This window comes from Sutcliffiella deserti, assembly GCF_020037475.1.
GTDB lineage: Bacteria > Bacillota > Bacilli > Bacillales > Bacillaceae_I > Sutcliffiella_A > Sutcliffiella_A deserti.
In genome coordinates this window covers 143,718-162,300 of the sequence record NZ_JAIQDB010000003.1, presented here as the reverse complement: position 1 = coordinate 162,300, position 18,583 = coordinate 143,718, and the positions used below count along the sequence as shown (strand labels likewise).

At 35.7% G+C, this 18,583-nt stretch carries 25 protein-coding genes and 1 pseudogene; 19 read left to right on the top strand and 7 right to left on the bottom strand.

Features of this window, described 5'->3' with window-relative positions; translation table 11 throughout:
* Positions 1 to 82 precede the first annotated feature (82 nt).
* The 4 genes from K9B36_RS09215 to K9B36_RS09200 all read left to right on the top strand — a co-directional run bounded on the left by K9B36_RS09215 (position 83) and on the right by K9B36_RS09200 (position 2,788).
* On the top strand, positions 83 to 283 hold the full coding sequence (locus K9B36_RS09215) for a hypothetical protein (RefSeq protein ID WP_223701755.1): 201 nt from the start codon (positions 83 to 85) through the stop codon (positions 281 to 283).
* Positions 284 to 884: 601 nt separating this feature from the next.
* Positions 885 to 1,301, top strand: a complete 417-nt coding sequence (locus tag K9B36_RS09210) for a hypothetical protein (protein WP_223701754.1) — start codon at positions 885 to 887, stop codon at positions 1,299 to 1,301.
* Between the two features lie 87 nt (positions 1,302 to 1,388).
* Positions 1,389 to 1,946 carry a GNAT family N-acetyltransferase gene (locus K9B36_RS09205; protein ID WP_223701753.1) on the top strand — a complete coding sequence of 186 codons (558 nt, stop codon included), beginning with the start codon at positions 1,389 to 1,391 and terminating at the stop codon, positions 1,944 to 1,946.
* Between the two features lie 89 nt (positions 1,947 to 2,035).
* Positions 2,036 to 2,788: an alpha/beta hydrolase gene (locus K9B36_RS09200; protein ID WP_223701752.1), complete on the top strand. Its 753-nt coding sequence runs from the start codon at positions 2,036 to 2,038 to the stop codon at positions 2,786 to 2,788.
* Between the two features lie 111 nt (positions 2,789 to 2,899).
* Here K9B36_RS09200 and K9B36_RS09195 read toward each other — a convergent pair whose 3' ends face one another.
* From K9B36_RS09195 to K9B36_RS09185, 3 genes are read right to left on the bottom strand one after another with little or no spacing between them, the layout of a single operon-like run.
* On the bottom strand, positions 2,900 to 3,085 hold the full coding sequence (locus K9B36_RS09195) for a hypothetical protein (protein ID WP_223701751.1): 186 nt from the start codon (positions 3,083 to 3,085) through the stop codon (positions 2,900 to 2,902).
* A gap of 27 nt (positions 3,086 to 3,112) precedes the next feature.
* Positions 3,113 to 3,601 carry a hypothetical protein gene (locus K9B36_RS09190; RefSeq protein WP_223701750.1) on the bottom strand — a complete coding sequence of 163 codons (489 nt, stop codon included), beginning with the start codon at positions 3,599 to 3,601 and terminating at the stop codon, positions 3,113 to 3,115.
* Positions 3,601 to 3,807 (bottom strand): helix-turn-helix transcriptional regulator, encoded by a 207-nt coding sequence (locus K9B36_RS09185; protein ID WP_223701749.1) that lies wholly within the window; start codon positions 3,805 to 3,807, stop codon positions 3,601 to 3,603. The genes K9B36_RS09190 and K9B36_RS09185 overlap by 1 nt, the downstream gene beginning before the upstream one ends.
* 439 nt (positions 3,808 to 4,246) lie before the next feature.
* Here K9B36_RS09185 and K9B36_RS09180 point away from each other — a divergent pair, with 439 nt between their 5' ends.
* Together K9B36_RS09180 and K9B36_RS09175 are read left to right on the top strand one after the other, a co-directional pair.
* On the top strand, positions 4,247 to 4,405 hold the full coding sequence (locus K9B36_RS09180) for a hypothetical protein (RefSeq protein WP_223701748.1): 159 nt from the start codon (positions 4,247 to 4,249) through the stop codon (positions 4,403 to 4,405).
* A gap of 182 nt (positions 4,406 to 4,587) precedes the next feature.
* Positions 4,588 to 4,872, top strand: coding sequence for a hypothetical protein (locus tag K9B36_RS09175; protein ID WP_223701747.1), 285 nt, complete (start codon positions 4,588 to 4,590; stop codon positions 4,870 to 4,872).
* Positions 4,873 to 5,228: 356 nt separating this feature from the next.
* On the opposite strand, the gene K9B36_RS09170 is transcribed toward K9B36_RS09175, so the two are convergent.
* Entirely contained in the window at positions 5,229 to 5,705 is a 477-nt protein-coding gene (locus tag K9B36_RS09170) for a hypothetical protein (protein WP_223701746.1), read from the bottom strand.
* A 347-nt stretch (positions 5,706 to 6,052) separates the two neighbouring features.
* Between K9B36_RS09170 and K9B36_RS09165 the strand changes: the two genes are divergently transcribed.
* Positions 6,053 to 6,703, top strand: coding sequence for an SDR family oxidoreductase (locus tag K9B36_RS09165; RefSeq protein WP_223701745.1), 651 nt, complete (start codon positions 6,053 to 6,055; stop codon positions 6,701 to 6,703).
* Between the two features lie 80 nt (positions 6,704 to 6,783).
* On the opposite strand, the gene K9B36_RS09160 is transcribed toward K9B36_RS09165, so the two are convergent.
* Both K9B36_RS09160 and mscL read right to left on the bottom strand, forming a co-directional pair.
* Entirely contained in the window at positions 6,784 to 6,966 is a 183-nt protein-coding gene (locus tag K9B36_RS09160; RefSeq protein ID WP_223701744.1) for a hypothetical protein, read from the bottom strand.
* Between the two features lie 211 nt (positions 6,967 to 7,177).
* Positions 7,178 to 7,630 (bottom strand): large conductance mechanosensitive channel protein MscL, encoded by a 453-nt coding sequence (gene mscL, locus K9B36_RS09155; protein ID WP_317889868.1) that lies wholly within the window; start codon positions 7,628 to 7,630, stop codon positions 7,178 to 7,180.
* A 373-nt stretch (positions 7,631 to 8,003) separates the two neighbouring features.
* Between mscL and K9B36_RS09150 the strand changes: the two genes are divergently transcribed.
* From K9B36_RS09150 to K9B36_RS09140, 3 genes are all read left to right on the top strand, one after another.
* Entirely contained in the window at positions 8,004 to 8,246 is a 243-nt protein-coding gene (locus K9B36_RS09150) for a hypothetical protein (protein WP_223701743.1), read from the top strand.
* Positions 8,247 to 8,740: 494 nt separating this feature from the next.
* Positions 8,741 to 9,136, top strand: coding sequence for a hypothetical protein (locus tag K9B36_RS09145; RefSeq protein WP_223701742.1), 396 nt, complete (start codon positions 8,741 to 8,743; stop codon positions 9,134 to 9,136).
* Between the two features lie 189 nt (positions 9,137 to 9,325).
* Positions 9,326 to 10,360 (top strand): DUF1835 domain-containing protein, encoded by a 1,035-nt coding sequence (locus tag K9B36_RS09140; protein WP_223701741.1) that lies wholly within the window; start codon positions 9,326 to 9,328, stop codon positions 10,358 to 10,360.
* A gap of 145 nt (positions 10,361 to 10,505) precedes the next feature.
* On the opposite strand, the gene K9B36_RS09135 is transcribed toward K9B36_RS09140, so the two are convergent.
* Positions 10,506 to 11,303 carry a nucleotidyltransferase domain-containing protein gene (locus tag K9B36_RS09135; protein ID WP_223701740.1) on the bottom strand — a complete coding sequence of 266 codons (798 nt, stop codon included), beginning with the start codon at positions 11,301 to 11,303 and terminating at the stop codon, positions 10,506 to 10,508.
* A gap of 372 nt (positions 11,304 to 11,675) precedes the next feature.
* Here K9B36_RS09135 and K9B36_RS09130 point away from each other — a divergent pair, with 372 nt between their 5' ends.
* The 9 genes and pseudogenes from K9B36_RS09130 (at position 11,676) to K9B36_RS09090 (ending at position 18,497) form a co-directional block, all read left to right on the top strand.
* Entirely contained in the window at positions 11,676 to 12,326 is a 651-nt protein-coding gene (locus tag K9B36_RS09130; protein ID WP_223701739.1) for a hypothetical protein, read from the top strand.
* Positions 12,327 to 12,633: 307 nt separating this feature from the next.
* Positions 12,634 to 13,260 (top strand): hypothetical protein, encoded by a 627-nt coding sequence (locus tag K9B36_RS09125; RefSeq protein WP_223701738.1) that lies wholly within the window; start codon positions 12,634 to 12,636, stop codon positions 13,258 to 13,260.
* Between the two features lie 373 nt (positions 13,261 to 13,633).
* The gene (locus K9B36_RS09120) at positions 13,634 to 13,894 is read left to right on the top strand and encodes a hypothetical protein (RefSeq protein ID WP_223701737.1); all 261 of its coding nucleotides are present in this window, start codon (positions 13,634 to 13,636) and stop codon (positions 13,892 to 13,894) included.
* Between the two features lie 236 nt (positions 13,895 to 14,130).
* On the top strand, positions 14,131 to 14,754 hold the full coding sequence (locus K9B36_RS09115) for a hypothetical protein (protein WP_223701736.1): 624 nt from the start codon (positions 14,131 to 14,133) through the stop codon (positions 14,752 to 14,754).
* 453 nt (positions 14,755 to 15,207) lie between these two features.
* Positions 15,208 to 15,655: pseudogene (locus K9B36_RS09110) on the top strand (N-acetyltransferase family protein).
* 67 nt (positions 15,656 to 15,722) lie between these two features.
* Complete coding sequence (locus tag K9B36_RS09105) at positions 15,723 to 15,866, top strand: hypothetical protein (protein WP_223701735.1); 144 nt, start codon at positions 15,723 to 15,725, stop codon at positions 15,864 to 15,866.
* 486 nt (positions 15,867 to 16,352) lie between these two features.
* Entirely contained in the window at positions 16,353 to 17,030 is a 678-nt protein-coding gene (locus tag K9B36_RS09100; protein WP_223701734.1) for a 5'-methylthioadenosine/adenosylhomocysteine nucleosidase, read from the top strand.
* Between the two features lie 636 nt (positions 17,031 to 17,666).
* Positions 17,667 to 17,882 (top strand): glycosyl transferase, encoded by a 216-nt coding sequence (locus K9B36_RS09095; RefSeq protein ID WP_223701733.1) that lies wholly within the window; start codon positions 17,667 to 17,669, stop codon positions 17,880 to 17,882.
* Positions 17,883 to 18,038: 156 nt separating this feature from the next.
* Positions 18,039 to 18,497 carry an ASCH domain-containing protein gene (locus K9B36_RS09090; protein WP_223701732.1) on the top strand — a complete coding sequence of 153 codons (459 nt, stop codon included), beginning with the start codon at positions 18,039 to 18,041 and terminating at the stop codon, positions 18,495 to 18,497.
* The last annotated feature ends 86 nt before the right edge of the window (positions 18,498 to 18,583 follow it).

The window sequence follows — 18,583 nt, the reverse complement described above, 5'->3', positions numbered from 1 at the left end:
GGCAGTCGCTTCTTTGCTAGCGAGACAGAATTATGGAAGATGAAAATTAAAATTAACCTGTTAAATTCAGAGGTGGCAAATGATGAAGCAATTATTTTCAAGATTTTCACACTGGTTATTCTTATTGGTTGTCGTTATTAATTTTTTTGCAATGTTTATTAACTTTAATGCTTCTAAACTTGATATTATAGCGGTTATTTTCGGTGCGATAGGACTTCTTGGGGTGGGTTATCTAACGTTTATTGTAGAGAAGAAAATAAGGTTCCAGAGAAATCAAAATTAAAATGCTGCGAAAAAGAGAGGGACTTTGGAAGCAAAGGAACGGATCTCCCGCAGGAGTCTCCGCCTTTCGTTCCGATTCACAGCTGGGACCACAAGTTCAAATGGTGGTCTTTAAAGGTCTTTTTAATAGTTTCACCTATACAAAACTTAGAATTCTATATACAACTAACCACCATATTTAAGGGAGAAAATCACCTTATATCTAAAGAGCTCTCTCCTGTGGATTGGAGTGGCAGGTGATCGACTCCTGCGGGAGGTAGCGGTAGACGGGAGACCCCACAGTCGCAGCCGAGGAGGCTCCCGCACCGCCCCGCGGAAAGCGAACACCTGAAACGCAAAGGAACAGGAAACCTAAAATGAGCAATGTAAAGAAGGTCACCACATATAAAAGTGTTCCCCCCTGTGGATTGGAGTGGAAGGTGATCGACTCCTGCACCGCCCCGCGGAAAGCGAGCACTTGAAACGGAAGGAACAGGGAGTTACAGAAGAAACCTATCTAATAACAGAGTAGTTTATATTGACTACTCAACGTATTCAAAGTAGAGGAAGTCATTATATCTAAAGATCTCTCCCCTGTGGATTGGGGTAGAAAGTGGTGTTCTATGAAATTAAGAGGCTTCTTTGTTATTATTCTAAGTTTAATTGTAATCGTGTTCGGAATTAGGTGGGTTCACTTAGCTAACCTATCTGAGTCAAGCACTATTGCTATGAATTATTTAAAAGAAGAAGGATTATTTATTCTATACAATAAAGGCGAATATGGACCGTACTATATTTCCAAGAGAGACATTAACGAGAAACCTTATAGAGATTACTTATCAGTACAAGATCTCAATCCAGAGCTCTATACGGATAAAGAATTACACCATGAATTTTTTTATGTAAACAACCATTCACTAAGTAATGTATTTGGAATAGGTAGTGTTTTTGTCGCCGTCATAATGAGTGGTGACGAGGTTGTAGGAGCATTCTCAACCCAAAATGGTAAGGTATATTCTTTGCATGGAAAAGAAGAATAGTAAATTGGTGAAACAGTAAAAATCTGAACTTGAAGCGCAGGGACGGTTAACGTAATAAGACAGTAAACAATGTGAAGGGTGTTTAGTATGAGCGAGCAAAGGTTTTTCCCTGAATTAGAGACTAATAGATTAAAATTGAGAAATGTAAATGACACTGATGCCGATTTTATCTTTAAACTTTTCAGTGACGAAAAGATATGTGAATTTCTATATGATGAAGAAATATTTACGAAAAAAGAGGATGCTATCGAATTAATAGAGTGGTATAACGATCCAGAAGGAAAAGGATATAATAGATGGGTTATAGAGAGAAAAGGCAGTAATGAAAAGATTGGTACCTGCGGTTTTCATTTATGGGACAGAACCAATAATATAGCAGAAATAGGTTATGATTTGTGGTATGACTTTTGGGGATGCGGATATATGAAAGAGGCATTGATTGCAGCAATTGAGAGTGGCTTTAGTAACATGAAACTAAATAGGATAAATGCATATGTAGCTTTGGAAAACAAAAAGTCTTCCAATACATTAGAAAGTTTAGGTTTCATAAATGAAGGGATTTATAGAGATAAACATTTGTATAAAGGCAAATACTATGATCATTATTCGTATTCACTAATAAAGAAAGATTGGAACAAGCAATAGTTCCCAATTATTGAGGAATAACTAAATAGAAAAAAATTATATCATGGGAGATCCGTCCCCCTGTTTTTCTAGAAAGAGAGGTTTTACATATGTTAGAACAGTTTAAAGTGCACATTAAAACATTAAATCGAGAAAGAATGATCAGAGTCTATCTTCCTAAAGGTTATGAACAGTCCGATAGAAGGTTTCCTGTGTTGTATATGCATGATGGACAGAATCTTTTTAATGATGAAGATGCTAATTTCGGCGTTTCTTGGGGAATACCCGATTTCCTTGATGAAAGTGATATACAAGTAATTGTAGTTGGGATTGATAGCAATCAAGAAGGAATGAAACGATTGGATGAGTATTCACCTTGGAAAAGTGAGGTCTTTTCGGATTGGGGTGTTTTAGGCGGGGAGGGGGAGAAATATACGGAGTTTATTGTTAAGGAACTAAAGCCATTGATTGATTCTTCATATAGAACTATCCCAGAAGAAACGTCGATGGCAGGAAGCTCGATGGGTGGATTCATATCAACATATGCAGCATGCGTTTATCCACATATTTTCAAACGAATAGCATCCGTTTCTTCAGCCTACTGGTTCAATCAAAATGAATTAGAGAATTTAATAAAAAACAGTGATTTAACAAGCATTGAAAGATTTTATATGGATATAGGAACGAACGAAGTAACAGAAAGCATTACCCCAGAACGATATGTAGAATCTAGCAAAAAGGTACATGCGATTTTACAGGAAAAACTAAAGGATCTCAGGTTCGACATTGTAGACGGAGCTATCCATAACGAAGAAGCGTGGAGAACCAGAGTCCAGGGGATTTTTTTATTCCTTTTTAAATAAGTCCTTAGTAAAATCACAATATTTACTTTTGAGACAAGGGGACAACAGACACCGTGTCACTTTTACGTGAGCGGTTGGCGAAAAAAATAACCGGAGGAACTGTCCCTCTGGTTACTCTTTTTTCATAATGCCTGATGCTTGAAGCTTCGCTAATAGCTCGTTAAAGTCTGCCACTAACTCAGGTAATGTAGCTGCAGTAGAATCGGCTTGGTGCTCTATCTGAAAACTAACCTCATCAGGCTGTATTTTAACCAAAGTGCCTAAACCTGGTATTAACTTTTTAGCTTCGTGTGTCATAAAGGTCACATCCTTTAATATTTTCTATCAAGCGTGATCCTCACCGCTTCGTTCAGGAGTCAATGCAAATATTATCCCAATGGTATTTGGTGGAACGCTGGCAAGCAGGAACCACCAGTTGCCGGTAGTAAAAGACAGGATTGCAAAACAAATAACTGACAAGGCCACAATGAAAAGACCGAATAGGACTCTGGAAGGTTTCAAAGGCTCTTCCATATTCATATTGATGGACAAGATCATCCCGGTAAATCCATAGCTCGTCATATGAACAACCATTATGATAGCAAGTACGATGGGTGCTCTTAGTTCCATACCGAATATGATCAAAGTTAGTAATAAATAAATGGAAGCAAGGGTAAAGAACCAAGAAATGGCACGAGCCTTTTGCCAAATATGGGCATGTAGTTCATCCAAACCACCCTGCTTTTTGGCCATATGCCTGCCAAACCACCAGCATAATATACCAATTACAGCTCCTCCATATAATCCAATTAACCCACCTATTTGTACCTCCATTATTCTTCTCCCCCTTTTTCTAAAATAAAGACCTCTTCAATGATGCAATCGAATACCTTTGAAATGTTATATGCTAGTTCAAGTGAGGGGTTATACTTTCCCGATTCAATCGCAATAATCGATTGTCTCGAGACGCCTACCTTTATTGCTAGATCCTCTTGCGTCATCTTCGCGGCTTTGCGCAGATTCTTAATCCGATTTTTCAACTTTTCCACACCTCAATTATATTTGTAAAGCTCTTTTCGTAAAGATTGTTGCTACAAACCCGTAAAAAATTTGTATTTGGATTCTCTACTGTTCTGTTCACTCAAGATTAAGAGTGATTTTTTAATTTAACAGGAAAAGAGCACGGCAGCAAGGATTGTAACGGGTGGTACAAACATACGTAAAAGCAACAATCAATGCGAAAACAGCCTTTTGTAAAGTAAGCTTTACAATCGGTTGTAAGTAAAGCATACTTTACATTTTATTAAATGTCAAAGGTGCTTTACAAAAAGAGGTTTTTGGGGACAGGTCCCTCGACCCATTTTTCGGGGTGCAGAAGACTTTGAATGACCGATGGGAAGGTACAAAATAAAAAACCAGAGGGACTGTCCCTCTAGTTAATAAATCGTTTCTATAAATAACGATTATCGGGAGTTTTTTATGTTTCTGATAGAGGATATGGAGAGTAATGAAATAGCACTAACAACAGATCAAATAGAAAAATTAAAAATTATGGAACGTTTAATGCATAATTATAGTAAAGTTGTTGAAGACTCTTTAATGTTTACAGGTAATTCCAGTCAGACGGGGCAGCCATAGGAGTTTTTCAATTATTACCGTAATCAAGGAATAAAAGATGATTACTGGGTTAATTTGCTTAAGGGGTTTGAAAAAGTAACAGATTTTGGTTACTTAATAAACTAACGAATCCAATAACATGTTTTATTGGGTCTTTTCATAAAGACTCCCATGCTTCCCGATAATAAATGAGGAGAGACAACGTGCTTTTTTTATTACTCTGTTTATTGACTATTGGATTAGTAATCAGCTTTGTACAAAAATATATCCTTCGTCTAAAAGAACCAAACATAGAGGAGCTTAGAGGAGAACTTAAACAGTTGACATGGTTTAAAGAATGGATGAAAGATCCTGAAACTCGAGGTTTTCTTGAAACATCTATGAAAACAGGGCTACTAAGTGACCCATACTATGTTCGAAAAATTATAGATCAAGAAGAACACAGGGAAGGTTTTATTATTTATATGTTGGAAAAAACAAAAAAATAAAAGGCGATAGGTATATATAAGTAGTTCAGTTTGGAAGTGCTAAATTAAAATAACTATTCAATATACATAGCTAGTAATGGGTTAACCGAATATTTAAAAGCAAGGCGAACTTGAGCAAGCTGATATGGTAATAGACGATATTACACAAATAGTTTATTGAACAAACGAGCTACGTCTTGAAAAAGAACATCACATTGAAGACAAACTCTAACAAAATCACTGTCAATTTTCTGCGCGATGTATAAAAAAAACAGCCGTTCCATAGAGAAACGGCTGAACTTGCTATCCCACCGGAATAGTTTTTATCTCTATTAATTAACAAGGGAGCGAAATAGTTTTTACTATAAATTGATAGATTACTGCCAATAAGGTCGTCTCATCTCAGTAACTACACCAGAACGAGGATCCACTAAAAAATACCTTCCCTCCGCTTCAAAGTGGTAATCCCGATAACGAATAAAGAACCGCGTATCTTCGGTATATATAGGAACAGTATCTCTGTATCTATTTTCATTATATACAACAATGTGAGACACGTCATACGCACTTTCATATACCAATTGTTTAGCCTGTTCAAAAGTGTAGGTCGGTCTGAAAAAAATAAAGAGTAATAGAGGAATAATAAAGAATATGACTAAAGTTGGCTTTGCCCATTTACTCCTCATTCCTCTTTTCAAATAATAATAAGAGATCAAAACCCCAGTCGTCATTAACGGGATTAATAAACCTAAATCGAAAACACCCCTATAAAGAGTAGAATTTATAAATAATAAGATGCATAATTCAATAATTGTTGCACTTAAAATGTATAGAAAATAATTTTTTTGCCTCATTAATTACCTCCTCAGTTAATTGTACCTGTGTTTAAGCTACAGTCAGCCTCAGTAAAATAGGATCTTGCATTTATAATACCACAAAAGGCAAATTATTCCTTGTTTTGGGGACAGGTCCCTCGACCCATTTTCGGGGTGCAGGAGACTTTGGATAACTGATGGGAAGGTACACAATAAAAACCCCGAGGGACTGTTCTTCTGGTTACTTGAATCAGCAGGACCCCTAATACCCGATACACGAAAGTCTAATCACAACTACAGGGTTCAGGCACCCAAACAGGACATTAGACATTAAGCGTAAATACCGTTTATGATATTTATATAAACAAAAAGAAAGGGTGGATACTTTGAAAATCCTAGTCGTTGGAGCAAATGGACAAGTCGGAAAACATTTAGTGAGTCTAATTCAAGATAGTGGCAAGCATAAGGCAAAAGCGATGATACGGAAAGAGGAGCAGGCATCTTATTTCGAAACAATCGGTGCAGAAACTGCGATTGTAGATTTAGAAGGGGAAATAGAAGATATCGCAAAAGCAGCAGAGGGAGTAGACGCCATCGTTTTCACAGCTGGATCCGGCCCGAACACTGGCGCCGATAAGACGCTCATGATTGATCTAGACGGAGCTGTCAAAACCATTAAAGCAGCTGAAAAAGCAGGTGTGAAACGGTTTATCATGGTCAGCTCATACGATACAACCCGAGAAGCAATACAGGAAGCACCTGAATCATTCGCGCCATACGTAGTAGCCAAGCACTACGCAGATGAGTGGCTGCGGGGGACAGCTTTGGATTACACAATTGTCCACCCAGGAAGATTGACCAATGAGAACGGAACTGCAAAAGTGGAAATCGCGCGTGAAGTGGAAATAGGAGAAGTTCCGCGTGAGGACGTTGCACATGTTCTTTTTGGATGTATAGAGGCTGATTCGACAATAGGGAAAGAGTTTCAAGTGGTGAGTGGATCTGCGGATGTCAAAGAAGCGTTGGGCAAACTTTAATATGTTTTAAAGGACAAAGGGCGTTTGTATGCTCTTTGTCCTTTATTTTGAAAAATTATATGACCCGTCCTATATAAAAATCAATGCATTCCATTCCATTCTCCCTGGTTTTTGGAAGACTTTTTCTCTTTTGCTTTCTCTTTATGCGATCGATTCGCAGCCGCACTGCCTAGTTCCTTCGAAAACTCTGTATCCGTTTTACTCGAGTCAAACCCTTTTTTATTCTTTTGCTCTGCGTCCGTTTTGCCATTGCGTTTCGCCATAAGTATCACTCCTTTCCTATTTTTAGTATGAAAATTGAAAGGAGAAATATACGTTTATACTTTTTAATATGGGAATAGTCGTCAGTGGAATTGTTATCTTGTATGATTATTGGTGCGGTAAAAGGCGAAGCGAGGGTTGATAAGCCTACTCTTCCTTCAGCCAGTATCAGGCAGTGTATACCCAAGCTGTCGCCCCATTTCAATGCTTCCTCTATTTTATTTTTTTCTTAAATCGAATAACTGTCTCATCAGGTTTTTCTTTCACTTTATCACTTTCGACCGTTTCCTCTTGCCTCTTCAATATGTCACGAATCTCTGTCAACAATTCTATATTCGTTATTGCCTTTACCTTGAATACTTTATTTTCGTCTTTTCTACGACGGTATGTATTAAAAATTTTGATGACCGTAAATATGGCAATAGATACGAGAAGGAAATCCATCAATGATTGAATAAATTTCCCATAGTAGACGAAAGCTCCTCCAACTCTAAAATAGAGGGTTTCTAAATTTATACCACCAACAATTATTCCGATAATCGGCATGATCATGTCTTCCACAAGAGAATTGACTATATTATTGAAAGCAGCACCAATGATAACGGCAACAGCCAATTCGAGAACGTTTCCTCTTGAGATGAATTCTTTAAATTCGGACCACATCATACAACCCTCACAATCAGATTTTACTTCTAACTTATGTAGGAACTGTTTAGATATGTCCCATTTAACAAAAGCTCACGGGTGGTTCTCTGCCTCGGAAACAGGTGAACAATCTCCGTTACTTCCCACATTACTGGAATTTTAGCTAAATTATTCTAGGGAGAAAGGGGATTATGTTTTGTTTATAGAATTAATAAGTATTGCGGTAAAGGGAGGGATTTTTATGGATACATATACAATCAATCAATACAAGATGGAAGTATATAAAAAATAACGAAGGGTGGAGTTCTCAATTAAAGTAGCAACTTCAGATGTAAAAGTTATAGTAACAGATAATAATTACTCAGAAACAGAATTAAAGCTAATGGAAGTACTAATGATGAATATTGCAGCACCTGCTAATGCTCAGATTACTGGTGAAAATATGGCGTTTAATCCTATAGCAAGGGAAGAGACAGATATTTTACATCTTCAGTTAGCTTGGCAGAATTCTTTAGATACTGAAAAATATTCTGAGTTTGAGGAAACATTGGAAAGCCGATTAAAAGTTGCATTTAAAATGTCTGATATAAAAGATGCTACCATTACTTTTAAGGTAAATTCATATCAAACGAATTAAGTACTAATGAAATTAAAAATAAAACTGGTACTGAAATAGCTATTTTTGAACCTAAAAAAGACGAAAATCACCTTGAAGGTAACTATTATGTAGGAATGATTGTAAACAGAGCTCAAACAGAAATACCTTTGGAATGGAGTACATTGAACTAAACCAAGATTATGTTACGACTAGGGGAAACATAAATAATATTGAGAACCTACAAAACCATTTAATGAAATGGACAGATAACAAAGGATTTAAAAGGAATCTAGACGCTTATTGTAGAAACCTATTATCTATTAGAAAATGGTGAGGAAGAAGTGGAGATATACTTACCAATCGTATCTTAAAATTCCAATAATATAATGTGCTATCAAGATTATTGGTTTTTCATCTTCAACGAACGGGGGCAATAACTGAAGATCAGCTAATTGATCCAGCTATTGCCTTTCTTCTTGTAAAGGGTAAGAGAATTGAATAAAAACAGATAAAAGTCAAAGGAAGAGTGTTTAATGCGAAGATTAATTATTGGGTTTTCACTTATATTATTCCTTCTAGCAGGCTGCTCTTCTGCTGAAATAAGTGAAGAGCACTTAAATTATTTGAGTGAAAATGGATGGACAGTAAGTCGTGTGTTGGAAAAAGAGCCTTTTTCACTTCCAGATAATGAAGAACTGCTTAAAGAACTAGGTGAACAAGGTCTTAATCTGAATGATTTAATGAAACACGACACCTTATATATGCAAATCGTTCTCTTAAAAGAGCGGTGTGAGGGGAAATTAAAAGCCGTAATTTATAGTAATCAAAACAATGATATCGTTGGTGCCCAAATAGTAATAAAAGATGGAAATCCAGGTGCCTCAAAACTTGTTGATACCACCACTTACATGAACAGATGCAAAGAATAAAGTATAAGAAACAATTGCACTCTATATTATCTTAACGATAGGGCGATTGTGGAACAAGGCAGTGGCTAAATATGCTATTGGAGTAGAAGTGTTGAAGTGAAGACATTACCAGGAGGGCTTAAACACCCATTTTCCAACTATAGTCGCCATTATTTGATTAAAAGTAAAATATTCCTAGGGGGTACATAGATGCATCGGAAAATAAGCGATTCGATTAATCAGTTATCAGGAAGTGAGGCCAGAGAGTTGCTTTTACTTGCTATGGTACGTCTGGATGTGCTTTATTCAAGTGATGTTCCAAAAGAGGAAATTATGGAAGAAATCAACCATATAGTACAAGATTGCTCATCGCTTCTTCCTCCGCCGCGAGAGGACTTTCATACAGCTCATATTGTCTCTGGGGATTCAGCGGCCGGGTCAATCAGGGTTGGACTGGAGCGGGACCATAAAGTAATTGGTTTTCCGGAGTTCTTTGCCATGGGACCTTTATGGAAGCTTGAGGAAGAGAAAGGACGCAAGGAGCGATATGAATGGCTGAGAGATCATATTAACTTTGGTGGAGATTACATGGAAGATGAATATGTAAACAGGCTGGAGAAAGTTATGGAGGAAATCTGTGCCATTCCGGAGGGGTTGCCTATCGTAGTGTGGACAGCGGATAATGCAGGAGAACAAGTTTTCGTTCGCTATATCCTCCATGAACTACAAGGCAAAGAAAATGAGGTTTATCTCATCAACACCTCAATGGCGTATAAACAATTATATGACACAGCGGATACGCGCCACTTTCTTCGTCAAACTGCCGAAGCTCATCCTGAGAAGCTGAAGGAAATAATGGAGAAAAAAGGTTCCTCTCCATTATCGAAAGAGGAGATTCGCATTTTTGTGAAACAATGGTTGGAGTTATCCAATACAAAAGAAGTGCTTCGTATCTGGGAAGAGGACGGAATCAAAAGTGTTTCTGAGGATTATTATGATGAACAACTTCTCTACCATGCAAGGGAGGCACAAAAGGAGAACGGAAAGGATGCTTTTATCAAATCGGCAAGGATTATTGGGGAAATGTACGGTCATCTGGATGCCATGGTGAATGATTCCTTTCTCGAGTACCGACTAAGAACCTTTGTCTACAGCGGAATCTTAGAAATAAAAGGGATTCCAAAGGCAATGAGAAATTACAGTGTGAGAGTAAAACACAAGGCGGAAAGAGGGGAAAGTACGTGAAAAAAGAAGAACCAGTGGGACTGTCCCACTGGTTATCAGTAGATGTATTAGCCCTAAAAGATAAAGAGACTACAACACCATTTAAATCGATTTGTTAGATTGGTATGTTTGTTTGATAGGCTAAGCATCAAGGGAATATCTTGTTTTAGATGAATGAAGAAACCATCCGTTCCCACAATGGCTTAGTTTTATCAGGGTATGCTGCCTCATTAAAAACCCAATCCGTTTCACTGTATAACAGCTCACAAATAATCTTCACAGCCTGATCGTGTTTATCGGGTGTCATATTCTCATAGATCCGATTTATTACAAGGTTGATATCTTCTGGAAGAGAGGTTTTAATTGTTTTCATGCCCAATTGTGCCCTGTTCGGATTATAACGGTGCAGTAATACTCTTGATAGATGTGTCATAACATTATGGAGCATATTAACTGACCAGATATCATTGCCTCTGGCAGAAGCTTTTTTATATTGAAATAGGAACCATGCAACATCATCGACTGCGTCTTGAAACTCAAGGTCGGATAATTTTAGGTTCTGGCTTTGTTTGAATTTCTCTAATTTCCCATTTGGGTCAAAAAGGACTTTGAAAAAATCCTTTTCGATAAAGGTATGTTCGGTCACGGTAAACAAATCAACATGCACTAAGTTCTCATAAACTGCAAGAATTTGTGGAGCGACAATAAAAATATCGTCATGAAACAGTATGTTGTTATATGATTCTAAATGTTGAAGCCTGCTTTGAAGGAACTCTTCTTCATCTTCTTTGTTCACTAGGCAATACAAATCTATATCAGAATGCTCGTCCTGTTCTCCACGACCTAATGAACCTTTTAAAAAGATAGACTGCACCCTTTTATCCTGCTTAAGACTATTTACAATTGCCTCTACTGCATCTTCTAAAATTATTGTAATTCCCCCCTTAGAACAGATGGATACCACTCCTGTTACCCAAATTCCATAGTATCGTAAACTTCGGATAATAACTGCAAAAGATTAGATTTTTCATGGAACTCTTTATTTATAATCGGGCGTTCAAATTCGCGTTTATCTGTTAGGGAGACTAGAGCTCTCTAGCTCAAATTAATCAATTGAAGCTTTCACTATTGAAAGGGTTTTTTACAAATTTTGTAGAATTATATAGAGATGCTGAGAAACATATAGCAAGCCAAAAGGATGGAGGATCTTGCAGAGAGAACCTGCGGGACTGTCCCTCTGGTTTTAATATAGTTTCCTGAAAACCCTCAACTGTATCAAGTGGGGAAGCAGGAGTTTATGAATGATTAGGTGGAAAAAGTGTTGGGAGGCTAATGGATGAGTGGTTTATTACTTTTACATGATATCCGCAGACCGGTAAAAATATCGCTCTCGAAAAAAATTGTATCTTCGTCCTTACTATTTATAGCAGGGGTAATATTAGGTGTGCTCTCCAAGATGCTTGATGAAACTCCCGGTAGCCAATTACCTTTTTTTCTGGAAGTGTTGGGCTTAGGGAACTTCTTTTCTCGGATAGGTGTTTGGATATTCCTAGCCGTGCTAATAGCTGTGTACAGCAAATCACCTGTTAGGTCTGCCATCAATGTTTTTTTGTTTTTTGTAGGCATGGTAGGTAGTTATTATCTTTATACGGTGATGGTTGCTGATTTTTTTCCTAAATCCTATATGATGATTTGGATAACCATGACGGTTATGTCACCATTTATTGCTTTGGTTTGTTGGTACGCAAAGGGAAAAGGGGTCATTGCCATTTTTATTTCGTCTATCCTAATTATGTTTATCTCAAGACAAGCTTTTGCATTTGGTTTTTGGTATTTTGATATTCGTAATATATTGGAATTCCTACTCTTAATAACCACGATTATTGTTTTATATCAGTCTCCGAAACAGATCATCAAGGTTGTAATTATAGGATTGCTTTTCTATTTCTTTACAGCTCCATTCAATTTAATGTGGGGGATGTTGTAATGATGAACCGGTATACCAATTGAATTACCACGTTGTAATCGGTTTAGCTATAACTCCTTAGTGTTTTGGTTTACTCGCTTGCTCACCTCAAGCTTAAACCTGAAAAAGAAATCGTTAAAAGTGATGAAGAAAACGAGAAATATCAATCTAAAATAACGGTTGCTTTGGAATTCGTTAAGAAAGAAGGATGGGAGGATTTAGCTAAAGGGGATTGGAGAGAACCGGGTATGTCCCTTTGGTTTTTCGCAAATCATTCAATAATGATAAAGAACTGAGTCCAGGGCCGAATTGAAAAGGGGTGAGATTAGTGATGAATTTAGGCAAGAATATTATAATCCCTTTTACTTTAGGAATAGGTATGATAATTTTCTTAACTTTATGGATCCTATCCGAAAGGGATAATCAATCATATGAACGATATCTTTCTGAGGAATTAGTAAATCAAGTCGTTCAAATATCAAGTGCACCACCATACGCATTAAGTATCTTACAAGATGTGATAGAAAAAGGTGAAATAACACAAGTACAGGCTGGAGAGTTAGAAAGCAACTTTTATTATTTAGCATTTGTTACACAAGATATCAGTCAAATGGACATCTACCTTAATAGATTAGGTGATTATAATCATAATCAAATAGTTTCTATAAATAATGATTATCGGGAGTTCTTTATGTTTCTGAAAAGGGATATGGAAAGTAATGAAGCAGCCCTAACAACGGAACAACTGGAAGAATTACAACTTATGGAACGTTTAATGCAACATTACAGTAAGGTTGTTGAAGACACTTTGATGTTTACAGGTGATGGTGATACGAATGGGCAGCCGTCCGAGTTTTTTGATTATTATAGTGAGCAAGGAATAAAAGATGATTACTGGGTTGATTTGCTTAAGGGGTATGAAAGAGTTACAGATTTTAGTTACTCTATAAATTAGAGATTATTTTTGCTGATTTTACAATAAGGCCGTATTGACTGCCTCCACAACTGTTTTTGCATGATTGTTCACTCCCCTATTTAATCTAGAACCATATATACTTGGTTTTCGTTGTTTCATAGTATTTTTCACGTTGATAAAAACCTTCTTGATATACCAGTCAAACTCCGGAGAGACTGTCGCTCTGGTTAGCCAAATTAATACATAAACAGAGGAAATGACGATACATTCCCGTTTAAAAAGGCTTTAAAATCACTAAATCAATTTTAAAGAAATTAAACACATGTTCATCAAGTACAGTTCCTTCTTGTGCTAACGAAGCAGAAGAGTTAAACAATGGAAAAATAATGGTGATATGGAGGTTAGGAAGGGTATGATGCAAAATAAATATTTAAAATTGTTTGGTGTACCTACTGGTATCTTTTTATTTGGTGTTTTGTTTTTAATAATTGGGGTGAATGGAAGGCAGAATGCAATAAATTTCTCAAGACCTACTAATGCTTCATCGTGGTCAACCTCAGATAGCTTAATAAATGCTTTTATATATGTCCCAATGATTATAGGAATTAGCTTTATCATTTTATTCATTAGCACTTTTACAATTTCATTTTATAAATGGCAAAAAAACCTTTAGACTCTTCAACTAACGGGCGCTTATCTGCAACAAGATAAGCTTCTTTTTTATGGAAATATATGTTTAGTAAATGTCTGATTTTTGAAATAATTGGTATTAAGCAATAGGGCAAAATAATTTAACAAGAAAAAACGATAAAAGGCATTAAATATAGAGAAGAAAGAGACATAGTAGACAAAGTTTTGTGTGAAAATATTTGTATCTTTGTATATATAATCATATAAAGGAGGGTTTGTATGAATAAGTTTAGTAAGGTTAGCCTTACTACATTAATCGTTTTAGTCATTGGCTTAAGTGTACTTCTTTTGCACCAAAACAAAATGAGGCAAGGGTACAGTGAGGCAATGACAAAAGAAACGTTAAATGAAATTACCGATTTTTCGTATCATAGTAAAGTGATTTTGGAGAACTTAGAAAAGTTTAAAACTGTGGAAAGGGAGCAGGAGAAGTTAGCTCGCAGTGTTTATGATTCAGCCATAATCTTGGATAGGCGTATCTCACAAGGATACAGCGGAATGATTAATTTCAATCAATTAGGAGGTCATTTTCTTCTTTATAAAGATATGTCTGATACGATGGCAACTGGAGAGTATAGTAACGATCTACTCGACTATTATAAGGAAGAAACGAAAAAAATGTTAGCAATGCACTATACGATTTGGTATGTCTTTTTTTACGATGAATCATCTGAAATATTTATCAATTATTATAGTAACTTGGTAAATCTAACGCATCTCCGAGAAATGAAGAAGCACGATAAAGATGTATTAAATATAAGACACTACTCTAGTTTACCTGAAGAACTAAAGGATTACTTTACAACAGTATACGATTCGTTTGAAGAGTATAAAGTAGAATAGAGAAAAAGTTTGGCGAGAGAGCCGCTAGCCCAGTAATATTACAAAAAATTTAGAAGTCGGTAATTTCGATGGATATGGACTTATTCCCAGATGAAGATGAACTTATTGAAATATTTTATCAGACCCAATTGAATTAGATAAAGATCTGCCTTGGTATTATGAACAAGGTTTGTCTTAAAAAGAAATGGTAGTGTACTTGAAGCAACGATAAGTCCTTCTGTCAGTGAAATAAAAATAAGGTGGCACAATGACAGACATTCTAGTGAGGACGAATAGGTAGGAAGAGGAGATACCGATAAAGCAGGATTAGTAGTTATTCATGTTGAGTAAACAGAGATCGAGTGTTCAATAAGGGCATTCGCTTCTTGTGCTAACGGGCAGTAAAGTTGAACAAAATGATTTTTTTCTTATGATAATATAATCTTATACAGAAATAAGAAAGGATGTTTATTGGTGGAAATACGCAATGTGGAAAGTTCTGATTATTACGTTATCTCACCTTTGATTAACGAATGGTGGAGTGGAAGGCAAATGTCAGATATGTTACCTAAGTTATTCTTTGTTCATTTTAATAATACAAGTTTTATTGCTCAAAAAGATGGTTTTTTGTCTCAATCAGAATCCGATTGCGTACATACATTTTGTTGGGGTTCACCCTAAATACCGAGAATATAATATAGGAAAGCGGCTTTATAATGAATTTTTTAATGTGGTGAAACAGAGTAATAGAAAGGTTGTCCATGCTGTAACTTCACCAGTAAATAAGGTTTCGATTTCCTATCATACCAAGTTAGGGTTCGATATTGATAAAGGTGATAAAGAAGTGGATGGAGTATCTGTATTTTCAAATTACGATGGAACAAATCAAGATAGGGTATTATTTATTAAAAGGATAGATTAAAAAGCTATCTGCTGTGATAAAGGGTTAGCCTTAGAAAAAATGTTAATAACAGAAAGTAGGACTTGAAATGGAAATACTATTTTTAATTTTAATTTTTGCTGGTATTTTTGCTATATATGATGCAATAAGAAAAGTTAACAATAATATCCTTAATCAGACAGAGGAACTAAAAAAAATAAATGAACAATTGAAGGAAAACAGTAAAGATTAGATTTTATTGTTGAACTAACAGGAGCTTATCTGCAACAAGATAAGCTTCTTTTTTATGGAAAAATATCTTGAGTAAATGTCTGATTTTTGAAATAATTGGTATTAGGCAATAGGGCCATTATCTACAGTTCCAGCAATAAAGCGTTGATTTGTAGCACCTATTATCTTTATGTATATGTATTCAAAGATAAGTGGTTAAGGACTTGACTTGGAGCCTCTGTGGGCATGATTAGTCTTGAAAGGCTGAAGCAGGTGTTTCAGTAGGCAAGCCTGCCTATCATACCCACCTCTCCAAGTAAAGTCCTATCGTTGAATACGTTAAAAACTATAAAAACTTACTGTAGATATTGCTTCCACAAAGATAGAAAACTAGCACTTTTGCTTTCTTTACTTACGTTGAATACGGTTGATTTTCATACTGTAGATAAGGGCAGAATTGTTTAATAAGGGGCAATACATGAGTATGCTTGTTTAGGGAGATGGTTATATGAAGAGGGTAGGTATTATAGGGGCAATGCAGATAGAAATAGACTTAGTGTTAGATAAAATGGAATTATTAAAAGAATATAAATTTGCAGGATTTCCATTTTACACTGGAGTGCTTTATGGAAGAGAAATTGTTCTAACACGCTGTGGGGTAGGAAAAGTAAATTCAGCATCATGTACTCAAATATTAATAGATAGATTTAATATTGACTGTGTTATTAATACTGGTATTGCGGGAAGTTTGAAAAATGACATTAGTGTTTGTGAAATGGTTATATCTTCTGATGTAACACACCATGATGTGAGAAAAGCCCAAATGAAAAATCTCTTTCCTTTTGAAGAGACATTTATTGCAAGCGAGGAACTTATAAATTTGGCAATAAAAGCATGTATATCAACAGCATCTAAATACCATTGTGGAAGAATCGTAAGTGGTGAATGTTTTGTAGAGGATAATAAGCTAAAAGGTGTCCTATTAAACGATTACTCTCCTGCTTGTGTCGAAATGGAAGGTTCTTCTGTTGGTCATGTGGCTTTTATAAACAATATACCCTTTATTATTATTAGATGTATATCGGATAATGCAGACGAGGAAGCAGCTATCACATATGATACCTTTGAAAAAATTGCTGGAAATCAGTCTGCTTCAATAGTTATCGAAATGATAAGCAATATTTAATCAACAAACTGGTAGCGATAGCTGCATAAGGTAATCTCTCTTTAAATACTTAAATTGAGCAGGATTTTACAATGTCGAATCTCTTGGGAGGGTTATAAGTAAATAAATATAAGTTAGTGTAAGGAAGTGAGTCTACCGTAATGGGGATTTCTGAAACAGTTTTTATGCTAGTATATGGTGTTCTATTTTTATTTACATTACAATCGTTTTCTTCATCTAACAAAATATTAGTTTATATAAAGTCAGCCTTATTAATTGCTTTGTATGTATTTATTTCTAATATTATTTGGTTTACTTACAAAGGGGAAGAGTCACATATTAACAATCATAGTGGATATGAAGCAATTAGTTTTACCGGTGAGGCAATTCTTTGGTTAGGTGTTTTCAGCATCTATAACATAATTCTGTTAATGCTAGGAACTTATTTAAGAAGAAAGAGCCATTCCGTAAATACATAAAATCCACACTGTATTACTATGTAAATGTCGATATCTTATTCTACTATCTGGAGCTTATCTGCAACAAAGTCAGCTTCTTTTTGTGGAAAAATATATCTTGAGTAAATGCCTAACATTTGAAATAATTGGTATTAAGCAATAGGGCAGAAGAATTAAATTGTAGTAAGGGGAATGATTGATGAGTAAACAAGCAATGGTATATTTTATTTTTGGAATTATTATTTTACTGGTTAGTTCACCTTTAGGGTACAGCCTAGTTAATATCGTGTATCGAAACCAGAATTTAACTGGAGAATTTGTACCTCTTCTAAGCGGATTTATACATTCATTGATGTTAATTGGTATCTTGGTATTTAGTATTGGAGTAGTTACTTTACTAAAAGAAAAGCAATAAATATTGCATTAAATGGGGCTTTAATGAAATTACTGGTGTTGTCGTTATGGCAGCTCCTTGTTGTTTTACGGAGAAGAAGGCTTAAAGAAGCACAGCTAAACCCAAGTGTTACGGTTTAAGTACATAATTAGTCAAATAGAATGAAGGTTGATAGATATGAGTAATGATTCAATTATTCAAATGTGGGAAGAATATCGAAAAATTAATCCGAATGCACCAAGACATTATGAGGCATGGGCATTTGGTGATTCAAAAGATATGGCTAATGAGCTTGCTAATTTAGTGTTAGAAGGGACTAAAACAGCAACAGCATCAAACTATACGTTATATGAATTGGAAAATGAAGCATTACCGTTAGTAGGTCTTCATAATATTATTCTTGACGGAGATGGGAAAGCCGTTGCAATAGCCGAAACTACATCAGTAGAGGTGGTTCCTTTTGATGAAGTTACCGCAGAGCACGCATATTTGGAAGGTGAAGGTGACCGTACATTAGGGTATTGGCGTGACGTTCATGAAACCTTCTTTAAAAAAGAGTTAAAAAATATAAATCAAGAGTTTAATTACAAAATTCCTGTTGTTTGTGAAAGGTTTAAGCTAATTTATAAGAAATAATGTGTGTTGTTCCAATAAATCTTTTCTTCAACTATCGGGTGCATTCTTTCAAAAAGGGATGCTTTTTTCTTTGTCAACAGAAAGGA

Excerpts from the sequence above, each read along its gene's own strand:
- K9B36_RS09215 (WP_223701755.1), top strand. The coding sequence starts at position 83 with ATGAAGCAATTATTTTCAAGATTTTCACACTGGTTATTCTTATTGGTT.
- K9B36_RS09210 (WP_223701754.1), top strand. The coding sequence starts at position 885 with ATGAAATTAAGAGGCTTCTTTGTTATTATTCTAAGTTTAATTGTAATC.
- K9B36_RS09205 (WP_223701753.1), top strand. The coding sequence starts at position 1,389 with ATGAGCGAGCAAAGGTTTTTCCCTGAATTAGAGACTAATAGATTAAAA.
- K9B36_RS09200 (WP_223701752.1), top strand. The coding sequence starts at position 2,036 with ATGTTAGAACAGTTTAAAGTGCACATTAAAACATTAAATCGAGAAAGA.
- K9B36_RS09195 (WP_223701751.1), bottom strand. The coding sequence starts at position 3,085 with ATGACACACGAAGCTAAAAAGTTAATACCAGGTTTAGGCACTTTGGTT.
- K9B36_RS09190 (WP_223701750.1), bottom strand. The coding sequence starts at position 3,601 with ATGGAGGTACAAATAGGTGGGTTAATTGGATTATATGGAGGAGCTGTA.
- K9B36_RS09180 (WP_223701748.1), top strand. The coding sequence starts at position 4,247 with ATGTTTCTGATAGAGGATATGGAGAGTAATGAAATAGCACTAACAACA.
- K9B36_RS09170 (WP_223701746.1), bottom strand. The coding sequence starts at position 5,705 with ATGAGGCAAAAAAATTATTTTCTATACATTTTAAGTGCAACAATTATT.
- K9B36_RS09160 (WP_223701744.1), bottom strand. The coding sequence starts at position 6,966 with ATGGCGAAACGCAATGGCAAAACGGACGCAGAGCAAAAGAATAAAAAA.
- mscL (WP_317889868.1), bottom strand. The coding sequence starts at position 7,630 with ATGATGTGGTCCGAATTTAAAGAATTCATCTCAAGAGGAAACGTTCTC.
- K9B36_RS09150 (WP_223701743.1), top strand. The coding sequence starts at position 8,004 with ATGATGAATATTGCAGCACCTGCTAATGCTCAGATTACTGGTGAAAAT.
- K9B36_RS09145 (WP_223701742.1), top strand. The coding sequence starts at position 8,741 with ATGCGAAGATTAATTATTGGGTTTTCACTTATATTATTCCTTCTAGCA.
- K9B36_RS09140 (WP_223701741.1), top strand. The coding sequence starts at position 9,326 with ATGCATCGGAAAATAAGCGATTCGATTAATCAGTTATCAGGAAGTGAG.
- K9B36_RS09130 (WP_223701739.1), top strand. The coding sequence starts at position 11,676 with ATGAGTGGTTTATTACTTTTACATGATATCCGCAGACCGGTAAAAATA.
- K9B36_RS09120 (WP_223701737.1), top strand. The coding sequence starts at position 13,634 with ATGATGCAAAATAAATATTTAAAATTGTTTGGTGTACCTACTGGTATC.
- K9B36_RS09115 (WP_223701736.1), top strand. The coding sequence starts at position 14,131 with ATGAATAAGTTTAGTAAGGTTAGCCTTACTACATTAATCGTTTTAGTC.
- K9B36_RS09105 (WP_223701735.1), top strand. The coding sequence starts at position 15,723 with ATGGAAATACTATTTTTAATTTTAATTTTTGCTGGTATTTTTGCTATA.
- K9B36_RS09100 (WP_223701734.1), top strand. The coding sequence starts at position 16,353 with ATGAAGAGGGTAGGTATTATAGGGGCAATGCAGATAGAAATAGACTTA.
- K9B36_RS09095 (WP_223701733.1), top strand. The coding sequence starts at position 17,667 with ATGAGTAAACAAGCAATGGTATATTTTATTTTTGGAATTATTATTTTA.
- K9B36_RS09090 (WP_223701732.1), top strand. The coding sequence starts at position 18,039 with ATGAGTAATGATTCAATTATTCAAATGTGGGAAGAATATCGAAAAATT.